Origin of the sequence: Novosphingobium sp., assembly GCF_037133355.1 — a bacterium.
Lineage (GTDB): Bacteria > Pseudomonadota > Alphaproteobacteria > Sphingomonadales > Sphingomonadaceae > Novosphingobium.
The window spans coordinates 232,934-253,005 of sequence record NZ_JBAXOI010000002.1; the positions used below are offsets into that span (position 1 = coordinate 232,934).

Sequence of the window (20,072 nt, forward strand, 5' to 3'; positions counted from 1 at the left end):
TTGACACAGACGCGCGAATCACGCTGCCCGGAGGACAACGAAAGTTGCGCGAAGCCCCCCCATGACTGCAGGATTGTTATTTTGCAACTGCGGCAGGTGATTTGCCCGAAGGGTCGCCCCACCACCGGGCCGGAAATACGCATGCAGGCGGGCGCCGCGCCCCGACAGGGCGCGCAGATCCTGCATTCCGTAGCGTCAGGTGCGCGTTCAGCCGCGCGCGGTCATGCGCTGGAGCGTGGCCAGCGCCGAGCGCAGGGCCGCGTCGGTCTCGAAGGGGACCGGGACTTCGGCCGGGCTGGCGGCGGGAGCGGGCTGGGCCGGAGACGCGGCCGCCCGTGCGGCGGGCGCCGCGAAGGGACCGGGGCCGGCTGAGGGTTCGGCCGGGCGCAGCGGAACGACCGGATCGACAGGTGCAGGCGCCGCCTCCACCCGGACCGGCCGGCTGAACGGCATGTGCGCGGTTTCAAGGGGCGCGGCAGGAACGGGCGCTATGGGAGCGGGCGCCGCGGCAATCGCGCCAAGCCGCCGCAGGATCGCTTCACGCGCGGAGCCCACCGGCTCGCCGTTCGCCGGGGGGGCTGCGTCGGGACGCGTTTCGAACTGGAGCGGCAGGGTCGAGGAGTCAGGCACGGGCATGGCTTCGGCGACGGGTGCGGGTTCGACCGCCGTTTCCGCGTCCGGGCCGATGCCGGTGGTCGGCGGGGTCGGGCCAGCGTCGCTTGCCGCCTTGCGCGCGGCAATCGCCAGCGCCAGCCGCTCGATCAATTGCACGAGGCCGAGCGCATCGAGTGATGCTCCGGCAACCGGCGACCAGGTCTCGCCCGCCTTGAGCCGCTCCAGATCGGGGAGTGCGGCAGCAAAGCCCCGGGGGAGCTGCGGCGTGGCGGCCAGCAAGGTGGGCACGGGTTCGGGGGCAGGCTCGGGCAGAGGCTGGGGTTGCGGCGCGGACGTGGGCGGCGGCGCAAACGGGGCCGCAGCTGCGCTTGCAGGTTCAGGCTCCACGGCCGCGACCGGCGCGGCCTGAGCGAGTTCCGACAGATCAAGTGCGGCAAGGTCAAGCGGCTCGATTACGCTCTCGCCGCCCGGGGTAAACACCGGAATCCACGGCTCGGGCTCGCTGGCCAGCACCGCGCTGGCGGACTGGCCGGGCTTGCGGCGGAGCAGCGGGGCCTCGGCGGCGGGCAGTGCCGGTTCTTCGGGAGCTTCGGCAGGTTCGTCGGCAAAGGCCTCGGTCAGGACCAGCGGACGGCGCGGCGGGGCATCGGGATGGGCATCGCGGGCGCGCACCCTGGGCATGTCGCCGGTTTCGGGGGCCGGGGCGGGGCGCGGCGCAGGTTCTGCCGGGCTGACGGCTTGCACCTGCCCTCGCGCTCGCAGGCGCAGCGCGCCGAAAAAGCCGAGCGCGGCGCCGGCGATGGTCAGCGCGAAGGCAACGAGGAGGTGCGCGGTGAAACCGAGCGGGGGGGCGGTGAGGGGGACCAGAGCGGGCAGCCCGATCGCACTGACAATCGCGCCAAGCACTTCGCCCGAGATGGCAAGGCTGCCAAGGCCGAACAGCGCGGCAAACCAAAGCGCGGCAAACACGGGGAAAAGGCGGTGCGCGGTAACTGGTGTCTGCGAAGGGACGCGGCTTCGGGGCTCCTTGCGGGGCTGGCGACGGAACCGCTTGGCCCGCGGCTCGCCCGCGTCATCGGGATCGGGCTGCACCCAATTGGTCGTGGCCTGAACCTTCTGGCGGAACGTACTCATGCGCGCTTCAGACCCCGGTCTCGAAAGGAAACGTCCGGCGACTCCGGATGCTGCCCCCTTCGGATCAGGCTGCGGCGCCGGAGATTGCTTGCCTCCGGGTTAACAGGGTTTGGTAAACAGGATCATAACGCCGCGCGTTGACCGACCAGTCGTGCGCGCGTTCGACGAAGGCGCGGGCGACAGCGCGGCGGGCGTCCCACATCGCGGAATCGTCCAGCAGCGCGGCCATGGCGGCGGCGAGGCCCGCAGCATCATCAGGCGGAAACAGCGTGCCGGTCATGCCGTCCTCGATCAGTTCGCGGTGGCCGCCGACAGAGCTTGCCGCGACGAGCTTGCCCTGCGCCATGGCCTCGAGCGGCTTCAGGGGCGTGACCAGATCGGTGAGGCGCATGGCCTTGCGCGGATAGCAGACGACATCGACGAGGGCGTAGTAACGGTCGACCTCGTGGTGCGGGACACGGCCGACGAAGTGGATCGCGGCTGCAGCGGGCGAGCTTTGCGCCTGCGCGCGCAGCGCCGCCTCGGCCGGGCCGCCGCCGACGAGGAGCAGGCGGACATCGGGGCGGGCCGCGAGGATCGCAGGCATTGCGGCGATAAGGTCGTCGAGCCCTTCATAGGGATAGAAGCTGCCGAGGAAGCCGATCACCGGCCCTTCGCCCAGGCCGAGGCTCTGCGCGAAGGCGGCATCGCGCTCCAGCGGCTGGCCGAAGAGGGCGAGATCGACGCCGTTGGGCATGACCGTGATGCGCGCGGGATCATTGCCGCGTGCGACAAGATCGCCCCTCAGCCCTTCGCAGATCGTGACGACGGCATCAGCGCCGCGTACCACCCGATCTTCCAGCGCGCGCGTCAGCCGGTAGCGCAGCGAGCCTTCGCGGCCCGTGCCGTTGCCGACCGCGGCGTCTTCCCAGAAGGCGCGGATCTCGTAAACCACCGGCAGGCCGAGCCGCCGCCCGGCACGCACTGCGGCCAGGCCGCCGAGCGCGGGCGAATGCGCGTGGAGCACTTGCGGACGCCATTCCTGCGCGACTGCCTCGATCCGCCGGGCGAAGGCGCCGATTTCCTGCCATTCGGACAGGCCCGGCGGGCCCGAGGGCGTGCCGGGGGTGCGGTAGAAGCAGAGGCCATCGTGCGATTCGGGTTCAGCCCCTTCGGCCGGCGCGATGTGGCGCTGACCGGTGAGGCCGCGCACTTCGTGGCCGAGCCCTTCCTGCGCCTTGAGAATGGCGCGGGTCCGGAAGGTGTAGCCGCTTTGCAGGGGCAGGCTGTGATCGAGGATATGGAGCACCCGGGTCATGCCAAGCCTCATGGCACGGGAGGACTTAACGCCGCGTCAACCGAACCGGCCTAAAGCTGAAACGCGAAGGGGCCCGATCCGGGGCCGCAATCCAGCCTGGGCGCTACCCGCATGATCGATATCTTCACCGTGGTGGTGCCGCATGTGCTGATGGCAATTGCCATCTGGCGGCTGATCCACAACGACGATCTCGATTTCGACCCGATCCTGCCCGGCTCGGCCGACGCGCTGGCGCGGCTGAAGCGGGGCTTTTCCGCACGGCGCGGCGACAAATCCCGTGAGGGGAAGCCGCCGCGTGCTTAACCTCTTCCTCACGGCCTTTGTCACCGCGTTTCTGGCAGCGGGCGTGCGACGCCCGTTCCTGTTCGTGCTGGCCTACGCCTATATCGATATCGTGGCACCGCAGAAGGTTTCCTGGGGCTTTCTCTCCAGCATACCCGTCAGCCTCATCGCTTTTGTTTGCGCGGTGACGGCCTGGGCGGCAGCCGAAGACAAGAACGGCATCCGCTTCTCGCCCCGCCAGTTCATCCTGCTGCTGCTGCTCATCTATTGCGGCCTTACCACCCGAACCGCAGACTTCCCCGACGAGGCGCTGGAGAAATGGGCCTGGGTGTGGAAGGCGCTGGTCTTTGCCATCTTCCTGCCGCTGACCTTGCGCACGCGCCTCCGGATCGAGGCGTTTGCGCTGTTCATGGTGCTCTCGGTGGGGGTCATCATCATCGGCGGGGGCATCAAGACTCTGGCGGGCGGCGGCGGCTATGGCGAGCTCAAGCTGCTCGTGAACGACAACACCGGGCTCTATGAAGGCTCGATCATCTCGACCGTGGCGGTCTGCGCGATGCCGCTGGCGCTGTGGCTGGCCAAGCACGGCACGATCTTCAAGCCCGGCTGGCTGGTCTGGCTCTTTGCCATGGGCATCTGCCTCTCGTGCCTGCTCATGCCGGTGGGCACGCAGGCGCGCACCGGACTCATCTGCGTGGCGGTGCTGGGCGTGATGATGCTGCGCTCGGTGAAGCGGCCACTGACCTATATCGCGGTGATCGCCGCGCTCGGCCTCGTTTCGATGCCGCTGCTGCCGCAAAGCTTTACCGATCGGATGAGCACCATCGGCAACCACCAGTCCGACCAGTCCGCCTCGACCCGCGTGGCGGTGTGGAAATGGACCATCGAGTTCGCCAAGACCCATCCCTTCGGCGGTGGCTTTGCAGCCTACATCCAGAACCACGTGAGCTACGACACGTACAAGGCCGAAAAGGCGGGCGACAATAACACCGCGCTCCAGACCGTGCGGATCGAGGAAAAGTCGCGCGCCTACCATTCGAGCTATTTCGAGATGCTGGGCGAACAGGGCTATCCGGGCCTCGCGATGTGGCTGCTGCTCCACATCATGGGCGTGGTCCACATGGAGCTGATCCGACGCCGCTACGCCAAGAACCCGCCTCCCGAGCTTGCGTGGGTGACGCCGCTGGCCGATGCCTTGCAACAGGCGCAGATCGTCTATCTGGTCGGCGGGGCCTTCGTTGGCATTGCGTTCCAGCCGTTCTGCTACATGCTGGTGGGGCTGCAATGCGGGCTTTCGGCCTACATCGGCCGCGTGAAGCGCGCGGTGCCCAAGCCCTTCCGCGCGCCGCGCGCACCGGCGGCGGCTGCCCGCTCCGAAGCTGCAGCCAGCGCCTGACCGTTGCAAGCGCGCCCGCTTGCCGCCAAGAGAGGGGCAAGCGGCAACGCACAACGGGAGACGAGACAATGAAGACGATGGCACCGGCGGCGATCAAGGAACTGGTCGGCCAGGTGGTGGGCACTTCGGCATGGGTCGAGGTGACGCAGGAGCGGATCAACAAGTTCGCCGAAGCGACGGGCGACTTCCAGTTCATTCACATCGATGCCGAAAAGGCGAAGCTGACCCCCTTCGGCGGCACGATCGCGCACGGGTTCTTGACCCTGTCGCTGATCCCGCTGCTGACCCAGGAAAGCGATTGCCCGCGCCCCGAAGGCGTGAAGATGGGTGTCAACTATGGTGGCAACAAGACGCGCTTCCTGGCGCCGGTCCGCTCGGGCAAGCGGGTGCGCGGGGTGTTCAAGCTGCTCGAGCTTGACGAGAAGCGCCCCGGCCAGTGGCAGCAGGTGATGGAAACCACCGTCGAGATCGAAGGCGAGGACAAGCCCGCGCTGATCACCGAATGGATTTCGCAGTTTTTTGTGTGATGTGAGGGGTTAAGTCCCCTTCCCTCGCCATTTCGAGCGTAGCGAAGCAATCCAGAACGGTTGTGCAGGCCGCTCTTGATTGCTTCGCTGCGCGCGAAATACCGAAGTAGTGCAGTCGCTGAGCGCGTGGCGGCTTACGCCACCACGCTCAGCCGGCGCGCGGCCGTATTGCTCTTGATCCAGCCTTCGACCACCGGGGCGATCGTGCTGCGCCAGCGCGAGCCGTTGAAGATGCCGTAGTGGCCGACTTCGGGCGCGAGGTGGTATTTCTTGAGCTTTTCGGGGAGGTTCGGCGTGACCTTGAGCGCGGCCCTGGTCTGGCCGATGCCCGAGATGTCGTCGCGCTCGCCTTCGATGCACAGGATCGCGGTGTCGCGTATCGCGGCGAGATCGACGAGGATGCCGCGGTGGACCAGCTCGCCCTTGGGCAGGGCGTGGGTCTGGAACACGACATCGACGGTCTGCAGGTAGAATTCGGCCGTCATGTCGCAGACGGCGCGGTATTCATCGTAGAACGTCTTGGTGGCATCGGCGCTTTCACCGTCGCCCTGCACGAGATGCTTGAACAGGCCGTAGTGGGCATTCATGTGGCTGCCGAGGTTCATCGACATGAAGCTCGCGAGCTGGACAAAGCCGGGATAGACCTGCCGGCCAGCGCCCGGATAGTTGGCGGGCACGGTGGTGATCACATTGTGCTTGAACCAGACATAAGGCTTGGTGATCGCGTGGTCGTTCACCGCGGTCGGGCTTTCACGCGTGTCGATCGGCCCACCCATCATGGTGAGCGTGACCGGGCGGCACGGGTTCTCGCGCACCGCCATCACGCCGGTCGCGGCGAGCGCGGGGACCGAGGGCTGGCACACCGCCATCATGTGCGCGCCGGGGCCGATGTGTTCGAGATAGCCGATGATGTAGTCGATATACTCGTCAAGGTCGAAGCGACCGTCGGCGAGCGGCACGTACTTCGCATCGGCCCAGTCGGTGATGTAGACCACGCAGCGTTCGAGCATGCGTTCCACCGTGCCGCGCAGGAGCGTGGCGTAGTGGCCGCTCATCGGCGCGACGATCAGGAGGCGCGGCGCATCGGCGGGCAGGCCTTCGTGCGTGAACTTCCTGAGATCGCCGAAGGGCTGGTGGATCTCCACCGTCTCGTTCACCGCATGGGCCGTGCCGTCGACAGTGAGGACCTTGAGGCCGAACGTGGGCTTGCCGCGCGGCGCGGCGGCATGGGCGAAGACCTCGAGCGCGGAGGCCATCATCTGGGTGCCGCCAAAGGGCGCCCAGGGGTTGCGCGGATCGGCGAGCATATCGGCCCACATCGAGGCCATCGCGCTGCCGGCATTGAGCAGCGAGCGCTGGATTTCATAGGCTTTGTAGAGCACTGCGAACACCTTTTGATTGTTGCGGAGGCGTAGTGTCCTCCGATTGGCTACAGTCTGCCGTGATTTTGCACCTTGTGCAACGCACCATTGCCCCATCCTGGACCGGCCAATCCCGATTCCGGGGGCAGTTTGCCCAGCTGCCCCCTTTCAGGCCCTGTCCGCTTGGGCTAGGGCGGGCGCGATGGATGCCGTGACCGAGACCCCCGCCCCCGAGCGCACCGCTGCCGAAACCCCTGCTGCGCCGCGCCCCGCCAGGACCCTGAGCCCGCTGCGCATGCTGCTGCGTGAGGGTGCGTCCTATCCCGGCCAGGTTGCCATCGCGCTGACCGCGCTGCTGATCACTTCCGGCGCTACGATCGCGATTCCCGCCAGCTTCCGCTCGATCATCGACAAGGCCTTCGGGCCCGGCGCCAATGCCGCGACGATCAACGCCGCGTTCCGCTGGCTGCTGCTGATCGTGGTGATCCTCGCCATCGGCACCGCGGTGCGGTTCTATTTCGTTTCGTGGCTGGGCGAGCGCGTCGTCGCCGATATCCGCCTCAAGGTCCAGACCAACCTGCTGCGCATGCCGCCGAGCTTCTTCGAGAGCAACAGCCCGAAGGAAATCTCCTCGCGCATGACCTCGGACACCGCGATCATCGAGCAGGTGGTGGGCACCACCGCCTCGATCGCGCTCAGGAATGCGATCACCGCGCTGGGCGGGATCGCTTATCTGTTCACGCTGGCTCCGGCGCTGACCGCGGGTCTGCTGGTCGGCATTCCGGTCGTGGTCGGTCCTATCGTGTTCTTCGGATCGCGGCTGCGCAAGGCCTCGCGCTCCAGCCAGGACCGGGTTGCCGATATCGGCGTGCAGATCAGCGAAGTGCTCGGCGCGATGAAGGTGGTCCAGGCCTTCGGGCAGGAAAAGCGCGAGGCGGGGCGCTTTGCCGATGCCGTGGAGCGCACGTTCGGCGCGGCCAAGCGGCGCATCATGATCCGCTCGATCATGACCTCGATCGTCATCGTGCTGGTGTTTGGCGGGATTGCCACGTTGATGTGGCAGGGCGCGACGGCCGTCGCAAACGGCTCGATCAGCGGCGGCACGATTGCCGCTTTCGTGCTGACGGGCGGGATCGTCGCAGGCGCGGTCGGCGCGCTGACCGAAGTCTATGGCGACCTCTTGCGCGGCGCAGGGGCGGCCGGGCGGCTCAACGAGCTGCTGCTCGAGCAGCCCGACATCACCGCACCGGCGCGCCCGCTGCACTTGCCCCAGCCGCCGCGCGGGCAGATCGCGTTCCAGAACGTGTCGTTCCGCTATCCCAGCCGACCCGAAGTCGCCGCGCTCGAGGATTTCTCGCTGGCGGTCGAACCGGGCGAGACGGTGGCGATTGTCGGGCCCTCGGGCGCGGGCAAATCGACGCTGTTCCTGCTTGCCGAGCGGTTCTACGACCCGCACGCCGGCACGGTGCGGATCGACGGAGTGCCATTGCCGCAGGCCGACCCTGCCAAAGTGCGCGCGCGCATGGCGCTGGTGCCGCAGGACGGCGTGCTGTTTGCCGCCTCCGCGCGCGACAACCTGCGCTATGGCAACTGGGGCGCGAGCGATGCGCGCATCTGGGAAGCAGCCGAGGCGGCCAATGCCGCAACGTTCCTGAAAGAGTTGCCGCAAGGGCTCGACACGTTCCTCGGCGAGGACGGCGCTCGGCTTTCGGGCGGTCAACGCCAGCGTATCGCGATTGCCCGCGCGCTGCTGCGCGACGCGCCGATCCTGCTGCTCGACGAGGCGACGAGCGCGCTCGATGCCGAGAGCGAGCGGCTGGTGCAGGACGCGCTCGACACGCTGATGAAGGCGCGTACCACGCTGGTCATCGCGCACCGCCTTGCCACGGTGCGCGCGGCGGACAGGATCGTGGTGATGGACAAGGGCCGGATCGTCGAGCAGGGCACGCATGCCTCGCTTTCGGCGCAGGATGGGCTCTATGCCCGCCTCGCCCGCCTGCAGTTCGACAGCGCCGAGGCCTGAAGAGCGCACCATGTGACGGATTCGGCGGGATGCTGGACATGCGGCAGCGCATGGTTAATGTCCGGTAACGTTTCATCTGCAATCGAATGGACGGCCTAAGATCCATGCTGAAACACACCCTCGGCGCGTTGACCGCCGCCTCGCTGTTCGCGCTCGCCGTTTCAGACGCTGCCCACGCTGAACCCGCAGCAGCCCCCGCCCCGGCTGCGCCCCCCACACAACCGGCCGGCACGATCGACGGATACCGCATTCCCACCTTCGGTGGCTGGGGCTTCAATCCCGCCGACCTCGATCCGGCGGTGAAGCCGGGTGACAACTTCTTTGCCTATGTGAACGGCAAGTGGGACCGCAGCGAAACGATCCCGCCGCAGTACCCCTACAGCGGCGCCGCGCTTGCGCTGGTGCTGGGAGCCGAACAGGCGGTGAAGCAGATCGTCGAGGACCTTGCTGCCCGGCCGCAGGCCCAAGGCAGCGATGGCCAGCGTATTGGCGACAGTTACCGTGCCTATCTTGACAGCGCGGCGATCGATGCCGCCGGCATGGCCCCGGTGCAGCCCTATCTTGACCGGATCAAGGGGACCAGGACCCGCGACGAGCTTGCCGCGCTGTTTGCAGCGCCCGGCTACCCTTCACCCGTTGCCTTCTCGGTGCAGATCGATGCCGAGAACCCCGGCTTCTACGCGGCCTATACCGGGGTCGGCGGGCTCGGCCTGCCCGACCGCGACTATTACCTTATCGACAATCCGCGTAACCGCGAGCTGCAGGACAAGTACCGCGCGATGCTGGCCTTCCTGCTGAGCAAAGCAGGCTATGCCGATCCTGCCGGTGCAGCGGCCAAGGTCTATGCGTTCGAACACAAGATCGCGGTGCTCGACTGGGACAAGGCGGTGCAGCGCAACCCGCTGCTGACGATCAACCGCATGAACCGCGAGGACCTGATTGCACTGGGCGGGGCCTTCCCGGTGGCGCCGCTGCTCGAGGGCACGGGGCTGGGTCAGGTCAAGGCGATCATCGTGGCCGAGATCCTGCCAAGCGCGGAGAAATCGGCAAAGCTGGGCGTGACACAGGAAGACCTCGCCAAGCTGGGCGGGGGCTTTCCGGCGCTGATCAAGCTGCTGGGCGAGGAGGACCTTGCCGTGCTGCAGGCCTGGTGCGCAGCGCATTTCATGATCGACAACGCCTCGGTGCTGCCGAGCGATGTGGATGACGCACGCTTCGCGTTCTACGGAAAGACGCTGCAGGGCCGCGAGCGCGACCGCCAGCGCTGGCAGCGCGCTCTTTCGGCGGTGCAGTCGCAGATGGGCGAGGCAATCGGCAAGGCTTATGTCGACCGCTACTTCCCGCCTTCGAGCAAGGCGGCGATGGTCACGCTCGTCGCCAACCTGCGTGCGTCGCTGGCCACCAAGCTCAAGGACCTCGACTGGATGAGCCCGGCAACGCGCGCGGCTGCGCTTGCCAAGCTTGACGCGTTCACGGTCAAGATCGGCTATCCTGACACGTTCAAGACCTATGAGGGCATGGCGATCAAGCCGGGTCAACCGCTCGCCAATGCGATCGAATCGAACCGCTGGCACTGGCAGGACATGCTGAGCGATCTGCCGAAGCCCGTCGACAAGGCCCGGTGGCTGATGACCCCGCAGACGGTGAACGCCTATTTCCAGCCCACTGCCAACGAGATCGTGTTCCCGGCCGCCATTCTCCAGCCGCCCTTCTTCAACCCCGCAGCAGACCCGGCGGTGAACTATGGCGCGGTGGGCGCCACCATCGGCCACGAGATCGGGCACGGCTTCGATGACGCGGGATCGCGCTATGACGGAACCGGCGCGCTGAGGGACTGGTGGACCGAGGCGGACCGCAAGACATTCGACTCACTCGGGGCAAAGCTTGCCGCGCAATATGACAAGCAATGCCCGTTCGACGAGGGCAAGACCTGCCATAACGGCCGGCTTACCCTGGGCGAGAACATCGGCGATCTGGCCGGGCTCTCGATGGCCTACACCGCCTACAAGCTCTCGCTGGGCGGCAAGCCCGCGCCAGTGCTGAACGGGCTCACCGGCGACCAGCGGTTCTTCCTCTCCTATGCGCAGGCGTGGCGCTGGAAGTACCGCGAGGCCTTTGCCCGGCAACTGCTCGCGACGGATCCGCATTCGCTGGCCGAGGCGCGCGTCAACGCGGTCCTGCGCAATTTCGATCCGTGGTACGCGGCCTTCAAGGTGAAGCCGGGCAACAAGCTCTACCTGCCGCCCGAGGAGCGGGTGCGGATCTGGTGAGATGACCAAAGTTTAAGCGCTGCCCGCGCTTGACATGGCGCGGCGCGGCGGCAAGGCCTAGGCCCCATGGATACGATCATCACCGCCATTCTGCTCGGCATCGTCGAGGGGCTCACCGAGTTCCTGCCCGTCTCGTCGACTGGGCACCTGATCCTCGCTTCCGAGCTCTTCGGCTATGATGCCAAGACCTGGGAAGTGTTCAACGTGGTTATCCAGCTGCCCGCGGTCATGGCCGTGGTGGTGCTCTACTGGCGAACTTTTGCCACTGTCACGGTGGGCGCACTGCGGGGATCGCGCGAATCGATCGCGTTCATCCGCAACGTGCTGGCCGCCTTTGTGCCCGCCGCAATCGTGGGCGTGCTGTTCAAGTCACGGATCGACCTGCTGCTCGAAAATCCGATGGTGGTGTGCGTGGCGCTGATCGTGGGCGGTTTCGTGATAATTGTGGTCGAGCGGCTGGTGCGCCACCAGGACTACCGGCCGGTTGGGCGGATGCCGTTGGGGCAGGCGATCGGGATCGGCATGATGCAGTGCATCGCGGTGATCCCCGGCATCTCGCGTTCGGGCGCGACGATCATGGGCGCGCTGACCTTGGGCGAGAACCGGCGCACGGCGGCCGAATTCAGCTTCTTCCTCGCGGTGCCGACGATGCTGGGGGCAACGGTCAAGCAATTATGGGACCACCGCCACGAGCTGGCTGTCGGCGCTGGGCAAGTGGGCTGGCAGGAGATCGCGATCGGCTCGGTCGTCTCGTTCGTCGTCTCGCTGATCGTGATCCGGTTCTTCATCGACTATGTCAGCCGGCAGGGTTTCACGCCTTTCGCGGTGTACCGTATCGTGCTGGGAAGCGCGGTACTGGCCTGGCTGCTCTGGGCCTGATCAGACCGGCAGGGCGCCCGAGCCCCGCCCGCCGCGCAGGTGATACTCCAGCGTGCCGCGGTGGAGCACGTCGTCGACATCGATCACCGCGCTGCCGGCATAGGTGAACCCGGCGCCGAGGCCCCGGTAAAGCCGGTCGAAATCGCGCTCGACGGTCTGGCGATAGAGATCCGCAAAGCTCTCGATCACGAAGTAGGTCGGTTGCAGGTCATCGATCGCATAGTCGGTGCGCATGACCCGATCGACGTGAAGGAAAATGCGGTTGGGCGACCTTGCCTCGAGCGCGAAGACCGCTTCGGCGGGGCCGGAAAGAATGCCCGCGCCGTAGGCCCTGAGGCCTTCGGGCTCCATGATCAGGCCGAACTCGACCGTGTACCAGTAGAGCGCGCCGAGTCCCTTCAGCCGGTTGTAGCGCATCGCCTTCCACCCGGCGCGGCCATATTCCTGCATGTAGTCCGCAAAGACCGGGTCGGTGAGCATGGGCACATGGCCGAAGACATCGTGGAAGACATCGGGCTCCTCGATATAGTCGAAGCGCTCGCGCGGGCGGATGAAGTTGCCGGCGGGGAAGCGGCGGTTGGCGAGGTGCCAGAAGAACACGTGATCGGGAATGAGCATGGGCACAGGCACCACGCTCCAGCCCGTGAGCGCGCCGAGCTCTGCCGAGAGCCGGGCGAATTCGGGCACGCCGCCGCGCCCGAGGTCGAGCCGCTCAAGCCCCTTGAGGAAGGCGCTTGCGGCGCGGCCGGGCAGGACCGCCAACTGGCGGGCGAAGAGATCGTCCCAAACGCGGTGCTCATCCGCCGAATAGTCGGTCTGGCTGGGCTCCAGCCAATCATCGCCCACGTGCGCCGGGCGCTGCAGCGGCGCGGTGAAGACACCGGCGGGCAGTTCGGGGAGGCGCACGAAGGCGTCGAGCGTGGCGGATTGGCCTATCATGGTATCAATTGAAACTTGTAACAGGTGCCGCCGGTCTGCGCAATCGGCGGCGATTGCCAAAGCGGCGGGGCTGCGACACTGTGGCGCATCAGGAGACCAAGGGGATGCGCGTGGGCGAACTGGGGCGCAAGGACTATGAGGACCTGCTCGAGCCGCTGCAGGCCGAGCTGACCGCCATGGCCGGCTGGGCCAGCCAGACAGGCGCACGCGTGCTGGTGATCCTTGAGGGGCGCGATACTGCCGGCAAGACCGGGGCGATCAATGCGATCTCGCAAAAGCTCAATCCCCGGCAAGTGCGCACCGTGGCGCTGAGCGCCCCTACCGAGCGGGAAAAGACACAGTGGCATTTCCAGCGCTATGTCCCCCACCTGCCCGCCGCAGGCGAAATCGTGCTGTTCGACCGCAGCTGGTACAACCGCGCGGGGGTCGAGAAGGTCATGGGCTATGCCACCAAGGAGCAGGTGGCAGCGTTCCTCGATGCGGTGCCCGGCTTCGAGCGGATGCTGGTCGATGACGGCCTGCTGCTGCTCAAATACTGGCTGACCTGCGATCAGGAGGAGCAGGAAAGGCGCCTTGCCGAGCGGCGCGAGGATCCGGGCAAGCGCTGGAAGATCTCGCCCGTCGATATTGCCGCACGCGGCCAGTACCGCGCATATACAGATGCGCGCGAGGCGATGCTGAAGGCAACGCATACGAAGCACGCGCCGTGGACGCTGGTCGATTTCAACGACCAGCGTCGGGGAAGGCTGACCCTGGTGCGCGATCTGCTGGATCGGCTGCCTGTAAAGACGGTGGAGCAGGCGCCGCCCGAGCTGCCGAAGTTGGCCGAACCACTGGCAAAGGAGCACTTCGGCGTGCTGAAACCGCTGACGCCATATCCCGACACTTGACTTTTGCGCGATTCGCTCACAACGACCGGCCCCTGTCTGGCGGCGTGGCGACGCGCCGCCCTATTCGTTTTTCGCGCGACCGCAAAGTTTCAGGATAAAGCCATGGCCAAGCCAACTACCGTCAAGATCCGCCTGGTCTCGACCGCCGACACCGGCTTCTTCTACGTGACGAAGAAGAACCCGCGGAACACCACTGAGAAGATGGTGTTCCGCAAGTATGACCCGGTGGTGCGCAAGCATGTCGAGTTCAAGGAAGCCAAGATCAAGTAAGTCGGACTTGACCGGGCGTGCGGGTGCTTGTTCGCCCCGCCCGGTTCCTGCTTCCCGCGAACGGGCGAAGTTCACGCTGAGTTCAACGCCGCTGCTGCAAGGAACGGCGATGCAAACGCTCAAGCACCTCGGCATTCGTGCCGCCCGCCCGTCCCGCGTCGCCCGGTTGTCTTGGGCGGCTCTCCTCGCACTGGCCGCGCCCGCTTCCCAGCTTGCCGCCGCGCCCGAAGCGCCCGCCGCGCAGTCCAATCCGCAGATCGATCAGGCCGTGGCGGCACTGCGCGCGATCACCTCCCTTCAGGCCGATTTCGTCCAGACCGACCGCAACGGTCAGCGCCTTAGCGGCGTGATCAGCTTGCAGCGGCCGGGCAAGATCCGCTTCCAGTATCAGCCCGGCGTGCCGCTGCTGATTGTCTCGGACGGTTCGTCGCTGACCTTGATCGATTACGAAGTGCGCCAGGTCCAGCGCTGGCCGATTCGCAACAGCCCGCTTGGCGCATTGCTCGATCCGAACAAGGACGTGGCGCGCTATGCAACGCTCAACGCCACTGGCCATCCCGACGTGGTGAGCATGGACGTGCGCGATCCGCGTCATCCGGAATATGGCTCGATCACCATGATCCTGCTGAAGAAGGCCGGCGCGCCGGGCGGGCTGGAGCTCAACAGCTGGGTCGCGCTCGATTCGCAGAACCGGCGCACAACGGTGCGGCTGTCGAACCAGCGCTACGGCGTGGCGCTGCCTGCCAACATCTTCCGGTGGAACGATCCCCGGACCACCGGGCGCAAATAGGGGCCAGTCTGTCGCACCGACACACGATCCTGCGACAATTTGCGACCAGCCTGACTCCAGTCTGACAGCGGTGTTCATCCGCCAGAAAGCGGCGGGGTCCTAGAAGGAGGGGGTCAAGACGGACAGCGACCGGGATCGCCCCCCCTGTTACCCGGTCCACAATCCCCCGTTCGCCTTGACAGCGTGACGAACGCACAAGGAACCCTCGGACCATGCCCCCGGTCCGAGGGTTTTTTGTTGCGCCTTCGGCCGGCCCACCCCCGACCCCTCCCGAAAGCGGGAGGGGGGAAATCAGGAGCGCCCTGCCGCATGTGGGAAGGCATACGGCAAGTTGCCCGCGCGCGCGGCTTGCCGCTCAGGGTCAAGGTCCGTAAAGCCCGCGCATGGCTAGTCCCACGCTCACTGTCGCCACCTGGAACATCAATTCGGTGCGGCTGCGCATCGATCAGGTCGAACGGTTCCTTACCGAACAGGCGCCCGATGTCCTGTGCCTGCAGGAGATCAAGACCGCCGAGGCGCTCTTTCCGCACGAGATGTTCGAGAAGCTGGGCTACACCCACCGGGCAGTGCATGGGCAGAAGGGCTATCACGGCGTCGCCACGGTGAGCCGCGTGCCGATCCGCGAAGTGAGCCGGCATGACTGGCAGGCCAATGGCGAAGCCCGGCATGTGGGGGTAGAAGTGCTCGGCCCCGGCGGAAGGCTGGTGCTGGAAAACGTTTACATCCCGGCGGGAGGCGACATTCCCGATCCCGAGGCAAACCCGAAGTTCGGGCAAAAGCTGGCGTTTCTGGAGCGGATGACACGCTGGGCGGAAGCGCTCGACCGCCCGACGCTGATCGTGGGTGACTTCAACATCGCCCCGCTCGATTGCGACGTCTATGACCACAAGGCGCTGCTCAAGGTCGTCAGCCACACGCCGCAGGAAGTGGCTGCGCTTGGCACGTTTGGCGATGCGCATGGCTGGGTCGATCTGGGCCGCAAGCATATCCCGGCGCCCGAACGCAACTATTCCTGGTGGTCCTACCGTTCCTACTGGCGCGAGAAGGATCAGGGGCGGCGGCTCGACCATATGTGGGCCTCGCCGGAGCTTGCCGCGCAGTCGGTCTCGCACCGGTTCGTCGAGGAAACGCGTCGCTGGGACCAGCCTTCGGACCATGTGCCGCTGGTGACGGAGTTTGCGCTTTGAGCGGAAAACCCCGGGCTGTGGCACTGGCGCTCGATGCGCTTCGCCATGGCTGGGCTATCCGGGTGGAGGGCGAGGATGGCGCGCTCGATCTGCTGCCCGCCGAAACCGCATTCGTGCAGCCCGGACTTTATGCCGCACGGCTGCTGATTTCCCACGCCCGCGCCGCGACGCTCAAGCTTGCCAACCAGCGTGATGCTGCCGAGCCGCATATGCCGGTGATGATCCACGGTGCGGAGCCGTTCTCGCTCCATGCCGCGCGCACCTTGGCCGATCCGGCGCTGGACCTCGCCGAGCCGCTGCGCGGGCCGTTTCGCGCCGACCGCTGCCCGGCGCAGGCCGCCGCTGTCGCGGCGATGGAACTGGCGCGGCTTGCGGGAATCCTGCCAGCGTTCATGGTCGCGACCGGGGTGGAGCCTGCCGCGCAGGTCACAGCCACCGATCTCGCGGCCTTCAAGGACCCGCTGGAGCTCACGATCCAGGCGCGCGCGCTGCTGCCGGTCGATGCATGCGATGCAGCAGAGATCGTGGCGTTCCGCGCGCGCGATGACCTGCGCGAGCATGTCGCGCTGGTGGTCGGGACGCAGAGCGGCGACCATGTGCCGCTGGTGCGGCTGCACAGCGAATGCCTGACCGGCGATGTGCTTGGCAGCCTCAAATGCGATTGCGGGCCGCAGCTTGATGCGGCGCTGGCGCGCATGGCGGACGAGGCCAATGCGGGCGGCTGGGGCCTGCTGCTGTATCTGCGGCAGGAAGGGCGCGGGATCGGCCTCATCAACAAGCTGCGCGCTTATGAGTTGCAGGATCAGGGCTTTGACACGGTGGATGCCAACGAGCGGTTGGGCCTGCCTAGCGAGGCGCGGGATTTTCCGGTGGCGGCGCGGATGCTCGATCTGCTTGGCGTGCCGGCAGTGCGGCTGCTGACCAACAATCCTGCGAAGGTGGCCGCGCTGGAAGCGGTCGGGGTTACGGTGACCGAGCGGGTGGCACACCAGTTGCCATCCAATCCGCACAATGCGCGCTATCTCGATACCAAACGCGACCGGACGGGGCATTTGCTGAAATAGGGGGCGAAAAATAGGGACTGTCCCTATTTTTCAGAGGTCGCCGCGCTCCAGTTCGAGCAGCGCGGGCGGCAGGCGCAAGGTGCGTGCAGCGAGGCGGGTTTCGAGCAGAAGCAGCACCAGCGCGCCCATCAGGAGTGCGATCGCCAGCACGAACGTGAGCGCGGTCACCACCCGCAGATCAGTTCCGGCAAGCTCGCTGAGGAACAGCGCGGCGACCGTTGTGCCGACGGCAAGGCCGCTGATCACGAGGCACAGCAGCGCACGGCCGATATGGGCGATGCGCTGGTCGATCGTGCGCATTTCCACGACGACCGCGTCGTGCTCGCTGCCCTGCGTTCCGGCATGAAGCATCTGCAGATGACGCGAGCGATCGACCATGCGGCCGAGCCGGGTGGTCAGGATGTTCATGATATTGCCGATCGCAACGAGCACGAAGACCGGGGCCAGCGCCAGTTGAATGGTCTGCGCGATCATTGCGTGATGCTCAGGCAGCACGGACGAGGATGCTTTGGCTCTCGGTGCTGAACGTGATGGCTGAAGCCGAGGGGGCGGCGGCGCATTCGCCGGGGCGCAGAAGGTCTCCGGCGAGTTCCACTTCGCCCCGGCGCGGAACCACGAGCATGGGGCCGGCATATTCGGCGAGGAGCGCCGCATCGGGAACCCCATCGACGCGGTGCGCCGTGAAATAGGGGCCGCGCGCCAATTCCACCGTGCCGGTGGGGGGCAAGTGACGGTGGAGCGACGGGGCATAAACCTCGCCCTTGGCCACGGCGATGCCCTTTTCGAGATGGAGCGGGCGCGGCCTGCCGTAGTCGTAGAGGCGGTAGGTGATATCGGAGTTCTGCTGGATTTCGATCAGGCTCACCCCGGCACCGATGGCGTGGACGGTGCCAGCCGGGATGTAAAAGAAATCGCCGGCCTGCACCGGGTGCCACACAAGCAGATCCTCGATGCTGCCATCGAGTGCGGCAGCGCGCATCGCCTCGGCCCCGATCGGTCTATCGAAGCCGATGCCGAGCGTGGCGCCGGGCTCCGCATCGATCACCAGCCAGCATTCCTCCTTGCCGGTATCGAATTCGCCGAGTTCCTTCGCCTGCGCGTCGTCGGGGTGGACCTGGACCGAGAGCTTTTCGCTGGTGAAGATGTATTTGACGAGGAGCGAGAACACGTCCTCGGCCGGTTCGAACCAGATTTCGCCGATGCGTTTGCCGAACGGCGCGGCGAACGGGGCCGGGATCTGATCGCGGCCCCACGGCTTCTCGACGGTGCGGACGGCCAGCGCACTCACTGGTTGACCGCGCCGGACAGCTTGCCAACCTTCTGCGCGCCGGCGGTGGTGCAGACGAGGACCTCGCCCTTGTCTACCACCACGATGAGATCGCGCGCGCCGATCACCGACACGCGCGGGCCGTCGCTGTCGACGAGGACATTGGCACAATCGACAAGCTCGGCGGGGCCGCGCGATACATTGCCATCCGCGTCATGGTCGAGCGCATCGTGCAGCGCCTGCCAGTTGCCGATATCGGACCAGGCCATCGTAGCCGGGACCATGGCGGCGCGGGCGGTGTTCTCCATGACCGCGTAGTCCACCGACTCGCCTTCGATGCGGGCGAAAGCCTGCGAATCGGGATGGAAGCGGGTGCCATCTTCGCGGCCATTCGCCGCAGCATCGCGCACGGCTTCGGCCAGTGCGGGACGGTGCGCGGCGAGTTCATCGAGGAAAGTTCCCGCGCGGAAGGCGAAAATGCCGCCGTTCCACGCGTAACCGCCATCGGCGAGGAAGCCGATGGCGCGCTCGAGATCGGGCTTTTCCACGAACTGCGCGACCGCAAAGCCGCCCGATCCGGCGATGGCGTCGCCGCGCTTGAGATAGCCGAAGCCGGTTTCGGGCGCGGTGGCGGCAATGCCGAAGGAGACGAGCCAGCCTTCGCGGGCCAGCGCGGCAGCTTCGTGCGCGGCGGCCTGAAACGCGGCAACATCGCCGATGTGGTGGTCGCTCGGGCAGACCAGCATCACCGCATCGGCGGGCAGGCGCAGCGCGGCGAGCGCGATGGCGGCGGCGGTGTTCTTGCCCTCGGGCTCGACGATCACGCGGCTTGCGGCGGGATCAGGCAACTGCGCTTCGACATGTTCGAGGTGAAGCGCACCCGTCACCACAACCGGCGCGCCAAAGCCAGCCTCGGCGCTGCAGCGCAGGACAGTCGCCTCAAACAGCGTGGTATCGCCCACCAGCGGGAGGAACGGCTTGGGCATGGTCTTGCGCGAGCGCGGCCAGAGGCGGGTGCCGCTGCCGCCGCACAGAACAACGGGAATGATCGCGTCCATGGGATTCCTGTCAAACGGCCCCGCGTGCGGAGGCAGGGCTATACGCATCCTTTCGGTGCCATGCCGGGCCCATGCGCGCAAGGGACTGCGAATGGGTTACAGTCAAGGCTTCGGTGCGGTGCCGGGCACGAAAAAGCGCTGTTGCCAGCCATATTCCGATTCGATGGCGTTGCCGGCGCGGTCGGTAGCGGGGCGGAAGCGGAAGCGCTGGATCGCAAGGCGGCAAGTGATCGAATCGGCTTCCGCATCGGGGCTGGGTTGGTGGACACGGCAGGCGCGGACGCGGCCATCGGTGCCGACGGTGAGCACCACGATAACGCTCGACCCGAGCCGGAGGGCACGGGTGCGCGCGGGGTAGTCGCGCGTCGCGGTGATATCACCCTGGATCTTGACTGCGCGCTGGGCACCGGGTCCTGCGCCATTGCCGCTGCCGCCGCTGCCCGTGCCGGTGCCTGATGTGCCGCCGCCTGTGCCAGCGCCCGCGCCGGCAGCGCCCGAGCGGGTATCATCGCCGGTTGAGGCGACTGGCGCAGCAGCAAGCGCCTTGGTGGGGATGCGCGCCGGGGGCGCGGCGATGGGCTTGGGCTTGGCCTGCTTGGCTGCCGCGCCGTCGGCACCTGCAGGCTGGGCCGTAGGCGCCGGGCTGGCGGGGGGCGGAGGAGGCGGATCGAGCGGGACCGAGTAGGCCGACGTGGCGGCATCCTGGATCAGTGTGATCGCGCTGGCGGCAAGGCCGGTGAAGAGCGCGAAGCCAAGCCCGACATGCAGCACCGCCACCGATATCAGGAGCCACATGCGCGTGCGGGGGCTGAGCGCGGGGCGA

Annotated in this window: 19 protein-coding genes; 11 read left to right on the forward strand and 8 right to left on the reverse strand. The window is 66.8% G+C overall.

What is annotated here, in order from left to right:
• Nucleotides 1–207 precede the first annotated feature (207 nt).
• The gene (locus tag WCL10_RS03325; RefSeq protein ID WP_336894203.1) at nt 208–1,749 is read right to left on the reverse strand and encodes a hypothetical protein; all 1,542 of its coding nucleotides are present in this window, start codon (nt 1,747–1,749) and stop codon (nt 208–210) included.
• A 64-nt stretch (nt 1,750–1,813) separates the two neighbouring features.
• Nucleotides 1,814–3,046 (reverse strand): TIGR04063 family PEP-CTERM/XrtA system glycosyltransferase, encoded by a 1,233-nt coding sequence (locus WCL10_RS03330; protein ID WP_336894204.1) that lies wholly within the window; start codon nt 3,044–3,046, stop codon nt 1,814–1,816.
• A gap of 111 nt (nt 3,047–3,157) precedes the next feature.
• Here WCL10_RS03330 and WCL10_RS03335 point away from each other — a divergent pair, with 111 nt between their 5' ends.
• The 3 genes from WCL10_RS03335 to WCL10_RS03345 all read left to right on the forward strand — a co-directional run bounded on the left by WCL10_RS03335 (nt 3,158) and on the right by WCL10_RS03345 (nt 5,251).
• Complete coding sequence (locus WCL10_RS03335) at nt 3,158–3,349, forward strand: hypothetical protein (RefSeq protein WP_336894205.1); 192 nt, start codon at nt 3,158–3,160, stop codon at nt 3,347–3,349.
• Nucleotides 3,342–4,724, forward strand: a complete 1,383-nt coding sequence (locus tag WCL10_RS03340) for a putative O-glycosylation ligase, exosortase A system-associated (protein ID WP_336894206.1) — start codon at nt 3,342–3,344, stop codon at nt 4,722–4,724. Before WCL10_RS03335 ends, WCL10_RS03340 begins: the two co-directional genes overlap by 8 nt.
• A gap of 68 nt (nt 4,725–4,792) precedes the next feature.
• Nucleotides 4,793–5,251, forward strand: coding sequence for a MaoC family dehydratase (locus WCL10_RS03345; RefSeq protein WP_336894207.1), 459 nt, complete (start codon nt 4,793–4,795; stop codon nt 5,249–5,251).
• A 134-nt stretch (nt 5,252–5,385) separates the two neighbouring features.
• On the opposite strand, the gene phaZ is transcribed toward WCL10_RS03345, so the two are convergent.
• Nucleotides 5,386–6,633, reverse strand: coding sequence for a polyhydroxyalkanoate depolymerase (gene phaZ, locus WCL10_RS03350; RefSeq protein ID WP_336894208.1), 1,248 nt, complete (start codon nt 6,631–6,633; stop codon nt 5,386–5,388).
• A 181-nt stretch (nt 6,634–6,814) separates the two neighbouring features.
• Between phaZ and WCL10_RS03355 the strand changes: the two genes are divergently transcribed.
• From WCL10_RS03355 to WCL10_RS03365, 3 genes are all read left to right on the forward strand, one after another.
• Entirely contained in the window at nt 6,815–8,635 is a 1,821-nt protein-coding gene (locus WCL10_RS03355) for an ABC transporter transmembrane domain-containing protein (RefSeq protein ID WP_336894209.1), read from the forward strand.
• A gap of 104 nt (nt 8,636–8,739) precedes the next feature.
• On the forward strand, nt 8,740–10,905 hold the full coding sequence (locus WCL10_RS03360) for a M13 family metallopeptidase (RefSeq protein WP_336894210.1): 2,166 nt from the start codon (nt 8,740–8,742) through the stop codon (nt 10,903–10,905).
• Between the two features lie 66 nt (nt 10,906–10,971).
• Nucleotides 10,972–11,784 (forward strand): undecaprenyl-diphosphate phosphatase, encoded by an 813-nt coding sequence (locus WCL10_RS03365; RefSeq protein WP_336894211.1) that lies wholly within the window; start codon nt 10,972–10,974, stop codon nt 11,782–11,784.
• Here the strand turns inward: WCL10_RS03365 and phhA are convergent, their stop codons facing one another.
• Entirely contained in the window at nt 11,785–12,723 is a 939-nt protein-coding gene (phhA, locus tag WCL10_RS03370; RefSeq protein WP_336894212.1) for a phenylalanine 4-monooxygenase, read from the reverse strand.
• A 104-nt stretch (nt 12,724–12,827) separates the two neighbouring features.
• On the opposite strand from phhA, the gene ppk2 reads away from it, so the two are divergent.
• From ppk2 to ribA, 5 genes are all read left to right on the forward strand, one after another.
• Nucleotides 12,828–13,613, forward strand: a complete 786-nt coding sequence (gene ppk2 / locus WCL10_RS03375; protein WP_336894213.1) for a polyphosphate kinase 2 — start codon at nt 12,828–12,830, stop codon at nt 13,611–13,613.
• A gap of 102 nt (nt 13,614–13,715) precedes the next feature.
• Nucleotides 13,716–13,883 (forward strand): 50S ribosomal protein L33, encoded by a 168-nt coding sequence (gene rpmG, locus WCL10_RS03380; RefSeq protein ID WP_054106051.1) that lies wholly within the window; start codon nt 13,716–13,718, stop codon nt 13,881–13,883.
• Nucleotides 13,884–13,992: 109 nt separating this feature from the next.
• Nucleotides 13,993–14,673 (forward strand): outer membrane lipoprotein carrier protein LolA, encoded by a 681-nt coding sequence (locus tag WCL10_RS03385; RefSeq protein ID WP_336894214.1) that lies wholly within the window; start codon nt 13,993–13,995, stop codon nt 14,671–14,673.
• 383 nt (nt 14,674–15,056) lie between these two features.
• On the forward strand, nt 15,057–15,860 hold the full coding sequence (locus WCL10_RS03390; protein ID WP_336894215.1) for an exodeoxyribonuclease III: 804 nt from the start codon (nt 15,057–15,059) through the stop codon (nt 15,858–15,860).
• Nucleotides 15,857–16,924 carry a GTP cyclohydrolase II gene (ribA, locus tag WCL10_RS03395; RefSeq protein ID WP_336894216.1) on the forward strand — a complete coding sequence of 356 codons (1,068 nt, stop codon included), beginning with the start codon at nt 15,857–15,859 and terminating at the stop codon, nt 16,922–16,924. Before WCL10_RS03390 ends, ribA begins: the two co-directional genes overlap by 4 nt.
• A gap of 30 nt (nt 16,925–16,954) precedes the next feature.
• On the opposite strand, the gene WCL10_RS03400 is transcribed toward ribA, so the two are convergent.
• The 4 genes from WCL10_RS03400 to WCL10_RS03415 form a co-directional block, all read right to left on the reverse strand.
• Nucleotides 16,955–17,398: a DUF2721 domain-containing protein gene (locus WCL10_RS03400; RefSeq protein ID WP_336894217.1), complete on the reverse strand. Its 444-nt coding sequence runs from the start codon at nt 17,396–17,398 to the stop codon at nt 16,955–16,957.
• 10 nt (nt 17,399–17,408) lie between these two features.
• A complete protein-coding gene (locus WCL10_RS03405; protein WP_336894218.1) occupies nt 17,409–18,212 on the reverse strand; it encodes a class I mannose-6-phosphate isomerase in 804 nt (267 codons plus the stop codon).
• On the reverse strand, nt 18,209–19,249 hold the full coding sequence (locus WCL10_RS03410; protein WP_336894219.1) for a sugar phosphate nucleotidyltransferase: 1,041 nt from the start codon (nt 19,247–19,249) through the stop codon (nt 18,209–18,211). The genes WCL10_RS03405 and WCL10_RS03410 overlap by 4 nt, the downstream gene beginning before the upstream one ends.
• A gap of 102 nt (nt 19,250–19,351) precedes the next feature.
• Nucleotides 19,352–20,044, reverse strand: a complete 693-nt coding sequence (locus tag WCL10_RS03415; RefSeq protein ID WP_336894220.1) for a TonB family protein — start codon at nt 20,042–20,044, stop codon at nt 19,352–19,354.
• Between the last annotated feature and the right edge of the window lie 28 nt (nt 20,045–20,072).